Origin of the sequence: Stenotrophomonas sp., from assembly GCF_032056425.1 — a bacterium.
Classification (GTDB): Bacteria; Pseudomonadota; Gammaproteobacteria; order Xanthomonadales; family Xanthomonadaceae; genus Stenotrophomonas.
The window spans coordinates 78138-90748 of sequence record NZ_DAMBCN010000019.1 but is presented as its reverse complement, the minus strand read 5'-3'; the positions used below and the strand labels follow the sequence as shown (position 1 = coordinate 90748).

General features: G+C 67.5%; 14 protein-coding genes. 6 read left to right on the top strand and 8 right to left on the bottom strand.

Annotated elements, in window-relative coordinates; translation table 11 throughout:
• Nucleotides 1-212 precede the first annotated feature (212 nt).
• The gene (locus tag RTY46_RS13575) at nt 213-542 is read right to left on the bottom strand and encodes a hypothetical protein (RefSeq protein WP_312708974.1); all 330 of its coding nucleotides are present in this window, start codon (nt 540-542) and stop codon (nt 213-215) included.
• Between the two features lie 73 nt (nt 543-615).
• Here RTY46_RS13575 and RTY46_RS13570 point away from each other — a divergent pair, with 73 nt between their 5' ends.
• A complete protein-coding gene (locus RTY46_RS13570) occupies nt 616-1524 on the top strand; it encodes a LysR substrate-binding domain-containing protein (protein ID WP_312708972.1) in 909 nt (302 codons plus the stop codon).
• Between the two features lie 154 nt (nt 1525-1678).
• Here the strand turns inward: RTY46_RS13570 and RTY46_RS13565 are convergent, their stop codons facing one another.
• The 5 genes from RTY46_RS13565 to arfB all read right to left on the bottom strand — a co-directional run bounded on the left by RTY46_RS13565 (nt 1679) and on the right by arfB (nt 7125).
• Nucleotides 1679-2935 carry an MFS transporter gene (locus tag RTY46_RS13565; RefSeq protein ID WP_312708971.1) on the bottom strand — a complete coding sequence of 419 codons (1257 nt, stop codon included), beginning with the start codon at nt 2933-2935 and terminating at the stop codon, nt 1679-1681.
• Nucleotides 2936-3055: 120 nt separating this feature from the next.
• Complete coding sequence (lepB, locus tag RTY46_RS13560) at nt 3056-3682, bottom strand: signal peptidase I (protein ID WP_312708970.1); 627 nt, start codon at nt 3680-3682, stop codon at nt 3056-3058.
• Nucleotides 3683-3818: 136 nt separating this feature from the next.
• The gene (gene dcp, locus RTY46_RS13555) at nt 3819-5975 is read right to left on the bottom strand and encodes a peptidyl-dipeptidase Dcp (RefSeq protein WP_312708969.1); all 2157 of its coding nucleotides are present in this window, start codon (nt 5973-5975) and stop codon (nt 3819-3821) included.
• A 111-nt stretch (nt 5976-6086) separates the two neighbouring features.
• Entirely contained in the window at nt 6087-6647 is a 561-nt protein-coding gene (locus RTY46_RS13550) for a lysophospholipid acyltransferase family protein (protein ID WP_312708976.1), read from the bottom strand.
• Nucleotides 6648-6693: 46 nt separating this feature from the next.
• A complete protein-coding gene (gene arfB, locus RTY46_RS13545) occupies nt 6694-7125 on the bottom strand; it encodes an alternative ribosome rescue aminoacyl-tRNA hydrolase ArfB (protein ID WP_032962216.1) in 432 nt (143 codons plus the stop codon).
• A gap of 134 nt (nt 7126-7259) precedes the next feature.
• Between arfB and RTY46_RS13540 the strand changes: the two genes are divergently transcribed.
• Nucleotides 7260-7787, top strand: a complete 528-nt coding sequence (locus RTY46_RS13540; protein ID WP_312708968.1) for a DUF2059 domain-containing protein — start codon at nt 7260-7262, stop codon at nt 7785-7787.
• A 58-nt stretch (nt 7788-7845) separates the two neighbouring features.
• Here RTY46_RS13540 and RTY46_RS13535 read toward each other — a convergent pair whose 3' ends face one another.
• Both RTY46_RS13535 and RTY46_RS13530 read right to left on the bottom strand, forming a co-directional pair.
• Nucleotides 7846-8559: a pseudouridine synthase gene (locus RTY46_RS13535; protein ID WP_312708967.1), complete on the bottom strand. Its 714-nt coding sequence runs from the start codon at nt 8557-8559 to the stop codon at nt 7846-7848.
• 85 nt (nt 8560-8644) lie between these two features.
• Nucleotides 8645-9226, bottom strand: coding sequence for a class I SAM-dependent methyltransferase (locus RTY46_RS13530; RefSeq protein ID WP_312708966.1), 582 nt, complete (start codon nt 9224-9226; stop codon nt 8645-8647).
• A gap of 232 nt (nt 9227-9458) precedes the next feature.
• Between RTY46_RS13530 and RTY46_RS13525 the strand changes: the two genes are divergently transcribed.
• From RTY46_RS13525 to RTY46_RS13510, 4 genes are read left to right on the top strand one after another with little or no spacing between them, the layout of a single operon-like run.
• On the top strand, nt 9459-10070 hold the full coding sequence (locus RTY46_RS13525; RefSeq protein WP_312708965.1) for a PIG-L deacetylase family protein: 612 nt from the start codon (nt 9459-9461) through the stop codon (nt 10068-10070).
• Complete coding sequence (locus RTY46_RS13520; protein WP_312708964.1) at nt 10070-11209, top strand: glycosyltransferase family 2 protein; 1140 nt, start codon at nt 10070-10072, stop codon at nt 11207-11209. Before RTY46_RS13525 ends, RTY46_RS13520 begins: the two co-directional genes overlap by 1 nt.
• Nucleotides 11196-11801 carry an acetyltransferase gene (locus RTY46_RS13515; protein WP_312708962.1) on the top strand — a complete coding sequence of 202 codons (606 nt, stop codon included), beginning with the start codon at nt 11196-11198 and terminating at the stop codon, nt 11799-11801. Before RTY46_RS13520 ends, RTY46_RS13515 begins: the two co-directional genes overlap by 14 nt.
• Nucleotides 11802-11806: 5 nt before the next feature.
• Nucleotides 11807-12592, top strand: a complete 786-nt coding sequence (locus RTY46_RS13510) for a YaiO family outer membrane beta-barrel protein (protein WP_312708961.1) — start codon at nt 11807-11809, stop codon at nt 12590-12592.
• Nucleotides 12593-12611: the final 19 nt, after the last annotated feature.

The window sequence follows — 12611 nt, the reverse complement described above, 5'->3', positions numbered from 1 at the left end:
CAGGACACGCCGCAAGTACGTCCCTGTAGGCTCGTAGGCGCCATCCATGGCGCCTTCGGTCCCGCCCTCCCACACCGCCCCGCCCCTGACAGGTGGCTGCAATCTTTCGGAACCGCTCGGGGTCGGATCCCGTTGCAATGCAACGGGCTCTGACCCCATGGTGATGTGCCAGTAGATCCACGCCATGCGTGGATGCGCTTGATCAACCGGGGTCAGAGCCCGCCGCTTTGCAGCGGGATCTGATCCCGGCGGCGGGTTTCGGCGATGGCGAGCCATGGGGCGAAGGCGGTGTCGAAATCGCGTGGCTGCAGGTCACTCCAGCTGCACTGGTAAATGCGCTGCTCAGAACGGACGTCGAGAATCTCGGCGTCACATTCGCCCGCGCTCCAGTACGTGATGCGGGCGATGACGTGTTCGTTGTCGATGTCGAGCGTGGCCGCCGGGTTGGCGGTGGGGCGGCAGCGGCGTGCACTGCCATGTGCGGCGGCCCATGCCAGGAAGGCATCCAGGGCCGGGGCGCCGATCGTCTCGTCGCGAGTCATGGCGCTCCGGCCGTTGCAGGTTCCTGCCCGTAAGATAGGCAGGCCGACCGGGCGTGTCACCTGCCGCTGCTGCATGTCCATCGAACTCCGCCACCTGCGTTACTTCCTGGCCGTTGCCGATACGCTGCACTTCGGCCAGGCGGCCGAGCGACTGGGCATGTCGCAGCCGCCGCTCAGTCAGCAGATCCGGCAACTGGAAGAACGGATCGGGGCGCGCCTGTTCGTGCGCAGCCATCGCCGCGTGCAGCTCACTGCTGCCGGTGAGCTGCTGCAGGAACGGGCGCGGACCATCGTGCTGCAGGTGGAAAGCGCGGTGGAGGAAGTGCAGCGCGCGCAGCGCGGCGAGCAGGGGGAACTGCACATCGGCCTGACCCGGGCCACGCCGCTGTCGCCGCAGATTCCGCGTTCGATCCTGCAGTACCGCCAGCAGTACCCGCAGGTGCGGCTGCAGCTGAGCGAGATGAATACCCTGCAGCAGATCGATGCGCTGCTGGACGGCAGCCTGGACGTGGGCATCATCCGCAAGCGCACCTTGCCGCCGGAACTGGTGGCGCACAGCCTGTTCGTCGATCCGCTGGCGCTGATCGTGCACGCCGACCACCCTGCCCTGCGCCGGCTGTCCAAGCAGGGCACTCTGGCGCTGCGTGACTTCGCCCAGGAGCCGTTCGTGGCGTTCCGCCGCAGTGCCGGTGCCGGCATCCACGACCACATGATCGCGCTGTGCGCAGCGGCGGGATTCACCCCGCGCATCGTGCAGGAGGCGGGCGAGGCCTCCACCTTGATCAGCCTGGCGGCAGCCGGTCTGGGTGCGGCGATCCTGCCGTCGTCATGCGACCACATCCGGGTGGAAGGCGCGCGCTTCGTGCCGCTGGCCGATGCCGGGGCGCATTCGGAAGTGCAGCTGGCCTGGCGCCGCGAGGGTGTGACGCCGTTGATCCGCAATTTTGCCGGATTGCTGCGCGGGGCGTTCGCGGCGGAATGAGCGCGGCCACCTTGCAGTGGTAGTGGCCAACCTTGGTTGGCCCGCGCCAGAGTGCCGACCAAGGTCGGCACCTACCCGAGCGGACGCGCGCGGAACCCGGCGGGGGTCAAGGTCGGCAATCCCCCGAGCGGACGCACGCGGAACCCGCTGGGGTTCAGGCGGTCACCGGCTGCGGGGCGCGCTGCTGCAGCGCCCGGATGATGCCGCCGCCGAGCACGGTCAGCAGGCCGGTGAACAGGCATACGCCCAGCCAGTCCCACGCGGCGTAGGCCAGCCCGCCGACGGCGCCCAGCACGCTGCTGCCCAGGTAGTAGGCGAACAGGTACAGCGCCGACGCTTCGGCACGCATCGGCCCGGCACGGCTGCCGACCCAGCTGCTGGCCACCGAATGCCCGCCGAAGAAGCCAAAGGTGACCAGGGCGATGCCCACCGCCATGGTCGCCAGCCACGGCAGCATCAACAGCACGATGCCAGCGCCGATCAGGCCGAAGGAGATGGTCAGGATGCGGCCACGCCCGTGCCGCATCGCCAGCTGCCCCATCCATGCCGAGCTGAAGGTGCCCACCAGGTACACGCTGAAGATCAGCCCGAGCACGGTCTGGCTGAGGTGGTACGGCGGCGCCAGCAGGTGGTAGCCCAGGTAGTTGTAGAGGGTGACGAACACGCCCATCAGCACGAACGAGGTGGCGAACAGCCACGGCAGGCCCGGATCGGCGAACAGCGTGCGCCAGCGCGACGGCAACTGGCGCAGGCCACCACGGCGCGCCTGGAAGTGCCGCGATGCCGGCAGCTGCAGCCACAGCAGCACGGTGCTGGCCACCGCAATGATCGACACCGCGCCGATGCCCCAGCGCCAGCCCCAGTGGTCGGCGATGATGCCGGCCAGCAGTCGCCCGCTCATGCCGCCAATGGCATTGCCGCCGATGTACAGGCCCATCGCCAGGCCCAGCGCGCGGCTGTCCATCTCCTCCACCAGATAGGTCATGGCCACCGCCGGCACGCCGCTCAGGGCCAACCCCAGCAGGGTGCGCAGCACCAGCATCGTGGTCCAGTCATCCACCAGCGCGGTGCACAGCGACAGCAGCGCCGACGCCATCAGGGCCACGATCATCAGCGGCCGGCGGCCAACCGCATCGGACAACAGGCCGGCCAGCAGCATGGCCACCGCCAGCGTGCCGGTACTCAGCGACAGCGACATCGCACTGCCGGCGGCTGACACGCCGAAGTGGCGGCTGAACTCGGGCAGCAACGGCTGCACTGTGTACAGCAGGCCGAAGGTGGAAAAACCGGCCAGGAACAGCGCCACCGCGGTACGGCGGAACGCCGGGGTGCCCTGCTGGATGCGGGTGTCAGTGCCGGAATCGGGGGTACGGGGGCGGGCGTGGGTGGCCGCCGCGGTTTCGCCAGTCATGGAATCGTGTGGCCGTGGGGGCGGCCAGGGTGGGAGTCAGGCGGCCAGCGTAGGCCGCCTTATCCAGTCGATCCATAACCTGATAGGTCACGATTGATATGCGGAACGTATCAATTCAGCTTACAGGCGCAGCCACTCGAAGCCATCGCCGCGACGGTAGTACACCGACACGGCGCGCCCGTAGAGGGCATCGGCATCGACGAAGCCGAAGAAGCGGCCATCGAAACTGTTGCCGCGGTGGTCACCCAGCACCAGCACCTTGCCGGCCGGCACCTGCAGCCCGGCGATATCCGGGCCACCGCCCATGTCCAGGTCCAGCTGCGCCTGGCGCGGGCCGAAGGCTTCGGTATCGGCCAGGCCGGCCATCTGCAGCGGCTGGCCGTTGATGGTCAGGTGGCCACCGTGCAGCTGCACGTGGTCACCGGCCACGGCCACCACGCGCTTGATCAGGCGGGTGCCATCGGCCGGCGAATCGAACACGGCCACTTCGCCGCGCTGCGGCGTGCCGGTGGCCAGCAGCTGCTGGTGGGTGAAGGGCAGGCGCAGGCCGTAGGCGCGCATGTCCACCACCACGCGGTCGCCGGGCTGCAGGGTGGGCTGCATCGAACCGCTGGGCACCACGTAGTGGTTGGCCAGGGTGTCGCGGGCGGCGGCCAGCAGGCCCAGCATCACCAGCAGCGGCAGGGCTTCTTTCTTCAGCCAGAGCAGTGCGCGTTGGGAAAAGGGAGGGCGGGCGACAGCATCCATGACAGGCTCCGGGTGGGTGGTAGGTGGATCAGACCACAAGGCGGCGGGAGAGGTTCCCGGTCGTGGCCGGCAGTCGAGCATGGCTCGACTCTACATAATGAAAAACGGCGGGGTTGCCCCCGCCGTTTTCGCTCTCTTACTTCAGCCCGCGGAACTTCAGCAGCGGTTCCACCGACGGATCCTTGCCACGGAAATCGCGGTACAGGGTCGACAGTTCCACGCTGTTGCCGCGCGACAGGATCTTGTCGCGGAACTCCTGGCCGTTGGCCGCGGTCAGGCCACCGTGTTCGGTGAACCACTGGAACGCGTCGTGGTCCAGCACTTCGGCCCAGAAGTAGGCGTAGTAGCCGGCCGAATAGCCGCCGCCCCAGATGTGGTCGAAGTAGGTGGTGCGGTAACGCGGCGGCACCTGCGGCAGGTCCACCTTGAACTTCTTCAGTGCGCTGGCTTCAAAGGCGCCCACATCCTGCAGCGGGGCATCGGCCTTCTGGGTGTGCCAGGCCAGGTCCAGCAGCGCCGCCGACAGGTATTCGGTGGTCGCGTAGCCCTGGTTGAAGCTGCGTGCCTTCAGGATCTTGTCCACCAGTTCCTGCGGCATCGGCTCGCCGGTCTTGTAGTTCTTGGCGTAGTTGGCGAACACCTTCGGGTCCAGCGCCCAGTGTTCGTTGAACTGCGAGGGGAACTCGACGAAATCGCGCGAGGTGGCGGTGCCGGCGATCGACGGGTACTTCACGTTGGAGAACATGCCATGCAGCGCGTGGCCGAACTCATGGAACAGCGTGGTGACGTCGTCGAAGCTGAGCAGCGCCGGCTGGCCGGCGGCCGGCTTGGTGAAGTTGCAGACGTTGTAGACCACCGGCTTGGCACCGGTCAGGCCGTCCTGTTCAACGAACACGTCCATCCAGGCGCCGCCGGACTTGGTGTCACGCTTGAAGTAGTCGGTGTAGAACAGGGCCAGCGAGGTGCCGTCCTTGTCGAACACTTCGTACACCTTCATGTCCGGGTTGTAGGTCGGAATGTCGGTGCGCGGCTTGAAGGTGATGCCGTACAGCTGGGTGGCGGCGTAGAAGACGCCGTTCTGCAGCACGTTGTCCAGTTCGAAGTACGGCTTGATCTGCGATTCGTCCAGATCGTACTTGGCCTTGCGCACCTGTTCGGCGTAGAAGTCCCAGTCCGAAGCGGCCAGCTTGAAGCCGCCGTTCTGCGCGTCGATCACCTTCTGGATGTCGGCCGCTTCCTCGCGCGCCTTGGCGGTGGCCGCCGGCACGGTGTCGGTCAGCAGCTTCAGCGCCGCGGCCGGGGTCTTGGCCATCTGGTCGCCCAGGTTGTAATCGGCGTAGGTGTCAAAGCCCAGCAGCTTGGCCTTCTGCGCACGCAGCTGGGCCAGGCGCTGCACGGTCTGCCGGGTGTCGTTGGCATCGCCGCGCTCGGCACGGGTTTCCGAAGCCTTCAGCACGGCGGCGCGCTGGTCACGATCGCTCAGCGAACCCAGCACCGGCTGCTGCGTGGTGTTCTGCAGCGGCAGCAGGAACTTGCCGTCCAGCTTGCGGGCGCTGGCGTCGTTGGCCGCGGTGTTGATCGCGTTCTCGTCCAGACCAGCCAGCTTGGCCTTGTCGTCCACCACGACGGCGGCGGCAGCGGTGGCCGCGACCAGACGGGTGTGGAACTGGGTGGACAGCGTGGTCTCTTCCACGTTCAGCTTGCGCAGGCTGGCCTTGTCGGCGTCGGACAACTGGGCGCCAGCGCGCACCAGGTTGTCGTAGTAATGCTCGACCAGGCGCTTCTGCACCGGATCCAGCTCCAGCGTGTCACGCTGGTCATACAGCGACTTCACGCGCGCGAACAGCTTCGGATCGAGGTTGATCTCGTCCTGGTGCGCGGCCAGCTTCGGTGCGATCTCTTCCTGGATCTTCTGGCGCGCTTCGGTGCCATCGGCCTGGACCAGGCCGAAGAAGATGCGCGACACGCGGGTGAGGGTTTCACCGCTGCGCTCCATCGCCACCAGGGTGTTGTCGAAGGTGGCCGGCTCGGGGTTGTCGGCGATCCTGCGCACGTCGGCCAGGTGCTGGCGCATGCCTTCTTCGAAGGCCGGCAGGTAATCGCTGTCCTTGATCTTGTCGAACTGCGGCGCCTGGAACGGCAGCGTGCTGGCGCTCAGCAGCGGGTTGGTGGAGGCATCGGCCGGCTGCTGGGCCGGGGTCTGCTGGGCTTCGGACACGGGGATGGACTCCTTGCCGGAACAGGCCGCCAGCGCCAGGCTGATGGCGGCGGCCAGGACTACGGTACGCGACATGTAGAACGCTCCTTGGGCGGGCGGTAGGGAATGACAGCCCTCCACCCTACTCCTGTCGCGGCCGCCCGGCATGTGCCGGACGTGGCGTGTAAGCGGCCGCTGCGCGGCGTTTCAGACCGTGCCGCGGGTCTTGCCCATCCACGGGCGGTAGAACTCACGGATGGCCGCCATGTCGGCGGCATCATCGCCGGTGGGGGTGAACAGCGGGCCGATGCCGATGGTCTTTTCCGGGTAGTGGAAATAGGCCGCCAGGACCGGCACGTCGGCCATCCGCGCGATCTTCAGGAAACCGGCCTTCCAGTCCTTCACCGCCTTGCGGGTGCCCTCGGGGGTGATGGCGAACCACATTTTTTCGTTGTTGCGCAGCAGGTCCACCGCCTGGCCGACGGTGCCCTGCGGCGAACTGCGGTCCAGCGGGATCACCCCCAGCCGGTGCAGCAGCGGGCCCAGCGGCCACCAGAACAGCGAGGCCTTGCCCAGCACCTTCACCTTCATGCCCAGTGCGATCTTGGCCGCCATGCCCCACAGGCCGTCCCAGTTGGACGAATGCGGCGCAATGATGAAAACCAGGCGGGGGATGTCCGGCAGCGTGCCGGTCACCTTCCAGCCGCCCAGGCGCAGGGTGCAGCGCGCCAGCCAGCGCAGGAAGGCGTTGGGTTTGACCTGCGGCATGCTCGGCGGCACGGCCGGCAGCAACGGCGTCGGGTTGTTCAAGCAATCACTCCCAGTCACGTGATGAGCGCCCGCGCTTGATCTGCGCGCGCCCGCGTTTGGCGTCCAGACGACGCAGTTTCGACCCGAGGGTCGGCTTGGTGGCCTTGCGTGGTTTGGGCACGCTCAGCCCGGCCTGGATGAAGGCCGCCAGCCGCTCGCGCGCATCCTCGCGATTGCGATCCTGGGTGCGGAACCGTTGCGCATCGATGACCAGCACGCCTTCGCCGGTCATGCGCCGGTCGCGCCGGGCCAGCAGGCGCGTGCGCAACGGCTCGGGCAACGAGGGCGAGTTGGCCACATCGAAACGCAGTTCCACCGCGGTGGACACCTTGTTGACGTTCTGGCCACCGGCACCACTGGCGCGCACGAACCGCTCGACGATCTCGCCGTCGGGGATTTCAAGCTGCGCGCTGATGGTGACCGGTCCACTGCCCATGCGCGCATTGTAGCGGCACCCGCGTTGCCGTGGCCGCCATCGCGTGGCGTATGCCGCCGATCAGGTACCGAACACGTCGCCTTCGCCTGCTCAGCAGGTATGCTGGGGCTTCCATGTACCGCAGGAAGCTTCGCATGACCCGCCTTGTCCCCACCCTGCCCGCGCGCCTGCGCCGCGTTGCCCTGCTGCTGGCCCTGGCCGCGTGCAGCAGCCCGGTCTGGGCGGCGCCGCCGACCGACAGCGACATCAACCGCCTGCTGGCCGCCTCGCGCGCGCAGACCATGCTCGACGCGGCCCTGCCGCAGATCGAGGCGATGCAGCAGCAGCAGTTCCAGCAGGCCACCGCGCAGCGCCAGCTGACCGCCCAGCAGCAGGAACAGCTGCAGCGCATCCAGGCCCGCACCACCCAGACCCTGCGCCAGGCGCTGTCGTGGCAGCAGCTGCGGCCGATGTACGTGGACCTCTACAAGAAGACCTTCAGCAAGGAAGACGTGCTGGCCATGGCCGAGTTCTACGAGAGCCCGGCCGGCCAGAGCCTGCTGGACAAGACCCCGGCGCTGATGCAGAACGTGATGGTGGCCATCCAGACCCGCATGCAGCCGCTCATCACCGATCTGCAGAAAGACCTGGAAGCGATCGTGAACGAGCCGGAAAAGAAGTAATCCCATCGGGGTCGGATCCCTTTCCCAACGGGAAAGGGCTCTGACCCCGGCGTTACCTTCAGACCACCTGCCAGCCGAACAGGTCCAGCGCCTTCTGGAATCCGGCATCCACCGGTGCACGGACATCCAGCACCCCGCCATCAGGGTGCGGGAAACGCAGGCGCTCGGCGTGCAGCAGCATGCGGTGCACGCCCTGCATGCGGAAAGTGCGGTTGTGCCGCCCATCACCATGGCTGGTATCGCCAATCAGGTGGTGCGACAGGTGTTTCAGGTGCCGGCGGATCTGCCGGAAGCGACCGGTCAGCGGCTGGCAGCGCAGCAGCGCGTAACGCGAACTGGCGAACTCGCCCACTGGCACCGACAGCTCGCCGGTGGCCAGACGCTGGAAATCGGTCACGGCCGGCTTCTTCACCGGCTTGCCGGGCCCGCCATCCAGATCGTGGTCCACCTGCCAGGCCTCCTCGGCCGGCCAGCCACGGCAGATGGCCAGGTAATCCTTGCTCACTTCACCGCCCATCAGCGCCTTGCCCAGCGCACTGGCGGTATCGCGGTCGAAGGCCAGCAGCAGGCAGCCGCTGGTGGCGCGGTCCAGGCGATGCACCAGGAAAATCGGGCGACCCAGCTGCTCACGCAGGCGGTCGGCCAGGAAATCGTCTTCGCCGCGGGCCAGCTTGCTGTCGTGGACCATCAGCCCGGCCGGCTTATTGACCACGGCCAGCCGTTCATCCAGATGCAGCAGCTGCAGGGGGGCGGTTTCGGTATCGGTACTCACCGCCCGATTATACGGGGGCTCCGCATGGGGTCGGATCCCTCCCCGCAGGAGAGGGCTCTGACCCCGGATGTGGGGCACGCAGCCGTCAGCCGTTGCGCACCGCCAGCAGTTCACCATTGCCCACCGGCACCAGGCTGGTACTGAAGTCCGCATCGGCCTCCAGCAACGCGCACAGCGGCTGCATCTGCGCCGCATGCGAGGTGGCGTTGTCCACCACCAGCAGGCCGCCAGGACGCAGCACCCTGCGCAGCTGCGGCCACCAGCCGGCGTACTGTTCGCGGTCTGAATCGAGGAACAGCAGGTCCACGCAGGCGTCTTCAGCCTGCGCCAGCCACGCCCCGGCATCGCCGTGCACCAGGGTGATGCGCTCGGCCAGGCCGCTGCGGTCGAAGTTCGCGCGCGCCATCGCCACCTTGTCGGCGGCATGTTCCAGCGTAGTTACATGGCCGCCGATGGCGGCGGCGGCCTCGGCCAGCCACAGGGTGGAATAGCCGTTGGAGGTGCCGATTTCCAGCACGCGCCGGGCCTGGCCGAAACGTATCAGCACCGACAGCAGCTCGCCGGTATCGGCGGTGATGTTGAGCATGCGCCGGCCACGCTCGCTTTCGCGTGCGTCGTTGTCGGCGCCGTGGCGCGCCAGTGATTCCTTCAGTGCTGCCAGATCCATTTCGCGTCCTGCAAGGCATGCCGCATTCGGCACGATCAGACGATTGTCGCGCGAAGCCGTCCCTGCAGCGAGTGACGCCATCTACTCGGTTTGTGTCATTTCCGCGGGATCCTGCGCACTTTTCAGAAATGTTGCATGGATCGCCTGGCAGCGCGCTGCGATAGTCCCGGCCCTCCCGGCGCATGCCCCTCCCCCCATGCGCCTGCTTTCCGAATCCTGCAAGGACCCCGCCATGCCCCTGGACATTCTGGCGATCGGCGCCCACCCCGATGACATTGAACTGGGTTGCGGCGGCAGCCTGGCCAAACTGGCCCGTGCAGGTGCGCGCATCCATGCGCTGGTACTGAGCCGGGGCGGCCGAGGCTGCCACGATGGCATCGATCGCAGCGGCGAATCACATCGCGCACTGCAGCAGCTGGGCGCCGTGCACGTGCAACAGTGCGATTTTCCCGATACCTGCTTCCCGGCCTGTCGCAACGAGCTGATCGCGACCATCGAGCACGCCTGCGCCACCGTTGCACCCCAGCGTGTCTACACCATGTGCGGCCAGGACCATCACCAGGATCACCGCACCGTGCATGAGTGCTCGATCATCGCGTGCCGGGGCGTGGGCCAGGTGCTGTGCTACGAAAGCCCCAGCACGCTGCCGCAGTTCGCCCCGCAGGTGTTCGAGGACATCAGCGCGCACCTGGACCAGAAGATCCTGGCGCTGCGCGAACACGCCAGCCAGGGCGAACGCCAGTACATGCAGGAAGGCCACCTCCGCTGCCACGCGCAGTTCCGCGGCCAGCAGATCGGCATCGGGCCATGCGAGGGCTTCCTGGCCCACCGGATGGTGCTGTGATGAAAACCCTGTTGTTCCTTGCCATGTGTGCGTTCATCGCGGTGAGGCTGCTGGTGCACGCCGCGCGCCGCCCCAGCCCGCGGCTGCGCAGCATCGACGCCATCGTGCCCGCCTACAACGAAGCGCCCTGCCTGGCGCGCTCGCTCACCGACCTGCTGCACAACCGCTACGTAGCGCGGGTGATCTGCGTGAATGATGGGTCCACCGATGCCACCGCGCAGGTGCTGGACGACCTGCAGGCGCAGTGGCCCGGACGCCTGGTTGCGGTGCACCAGGCCAACACCGGCAAGGGCGGCGCCTTGATGCACGGCCTGCAGTATGCCACCGCCCAGCAGGTGTTCCTGACCGATGCCGATACACGCATCGACCCGCAGGGCGATGGCCTGGGCCATCTGCTGGCCGAGATCGAACGCGGCGCCGATGCCGTGGGCGGCGTGCCCTCGTCGTGCCTGCGCGGTGCCGGCTTCCTGCCGCACGTGCGCGCCAGCCTGAAGCTGCCGATGATCGTGATCAAGCGCAGCTTCCAGCAATGGCTGGGCGGCGCACCGTTCATCGTCTCCGGATCGTGCGGGCTGTTCCGCACCGCCGTGCTGCGCAAGGTGGGTTTTTCCGACCGCACCCGTGTGGAAGACCTGGACATGTCGTGGTCGCTGGTCGCACAGGGCTTCCGCGTGCGGCAGAGCATCCGCTGCGTGGTCTACCCGCAGGAATGCAACACGCTGCGCGAGGAATGGCGGCGCTGGCGGCGCTGGATCGTGGGCTATGCGGTGTGCATGCGCCTGCACCGCAGCCTGCTGCTCAGCCGCTTCGGGCTGTTCAGCATCCTGCCGATGCTCCTGCTGGCATTGCTTGGGGTGGCGGCCTCGCTGCACGTCTGGTTCGGTGCTGCACAGGTGCAGGGGCCGGGCGGGCTGGTGCTGGCCGTGATGCCGCTGATGTGGATCGGCATCGTGATGTCGCTGGCCGTGATCAGCGCGGTGCACCACCGCAGCGCATGGCTGGTCCCGGCGGCGGCTTTTTCCATGCTGTACGTGCTGCTGGCCTACGCCATCTGGCTGGTGCACGGCCTGAAGGGGCTGTGCACCGGGCGCGAGCCGGCACGTGACAAGCCGACGAGATATCCGCATGTGGTGGAATGATCTGCAGGCGATGGAGGCGGCACTGGCGACGATGACGCCCGCCATCGATCCGCGTGCGCAGCTTTCGCCACGGGCCACCGTGCATGGCGCCGTCCGCATCGGCGCCGGAACACGCGTCTGCCAGGGCGCCCATATTGAAGGCCCGGTGCAGATCGGTCGTGACTGCCTGATCGGCAACCATGCACTGCTGCGCGGTCCGCTGAAGATTGGCGATGGCACGCGCATAGGCTTTGCCAGTGAACTCAAGCACGCGCTGATCGGCCGCCAGGTCTGCATCGGCCCGCAGTGCTTCATCGGCGACAGCCGCATCGACGACCATGCCTATCTGGGCGCACTGGTGCGCACCAGCAACCACCGCCTGGATGGCGCCCGCATCCACGTGCATGTGGGCGGCGCAGTACACGACAGCCAACGCGACAAGCTGGGTGCCTGGATCGGTGCACGCGCCGCGCTGGGTGTCGGCGTGATCATCCTGCCCGGGCGCATCGTCGCCGCGGGCAGCCAGTTCGGCCCACGCATCACCGTGGAGCGAAACCTGCCACCGGGCCGCTACCGGCTGGTGCAGCAGCTGCATTCCCAACCCCTGGAGTAACCACCATGCGATTGATCTTCCGTGGCGCGCTGCCGTGCGCCCTGCTGCTGGCCGTGTCCAGCGCCCATGCCGGTATCGACCGGGTTGCGCTGCAACTGGACCATGCCGACTACACCGATGGTTTCGGCCACCGTGATATGCAGACCCTGGACGTGGCCGGGCGCACTGGCGACAGCCGCTGGCAACTGGGTCTGGCCCATGGCGAGCGTGACTACGGCAGCGCCCGCTTCGGTGGCAACCGCGTGCAGGGCTCGCTGCACCACACCTGGTCGCCCCGCTTCTCCACCCGCACCGTCGCCATGGCCTCCAACGATGACCCGGTGTTCGTGAACCGGCAGATCCAGCAGGAGCTGCAGTGGAAGGTGGCGCCGCAGACGCTGTTGAGCGTGGGTGGCAAGTACGCCGAGTACCACGCCGGCGCCTATGTCAGTGGCTGGTCCGTGGGCGCGTCGCACTACTTCCCGCGCGTGACCGCTTCGCTGCGCCACGAGCGCCATCGCCAGTCCAATGGCCCCGACGGTCACGGCACCACCGTGTCGCTGCGCCTGAAGGACAGCAGCGGGCGTGGCTCCACCCAGCTGTGGATGGGCCGCGGAACATCGGGCTACACCGCCGATTCGGATCCGCTGCTGCTGCGCGAACACGACGCCAGCCGCGTGTTCCTGCGCCGCAGCCAGCCGCTGGGCCAGCACCTGATGCTGGAAGCGGGGCTGGGCAAGACCTGGCATTCAACCCGTGTGGGCGACTTCCAGAGCGTACAGTCGCAACTGGGCCTGGCCTACCACTGGTAACCTTGGATAGGGTTGGCAG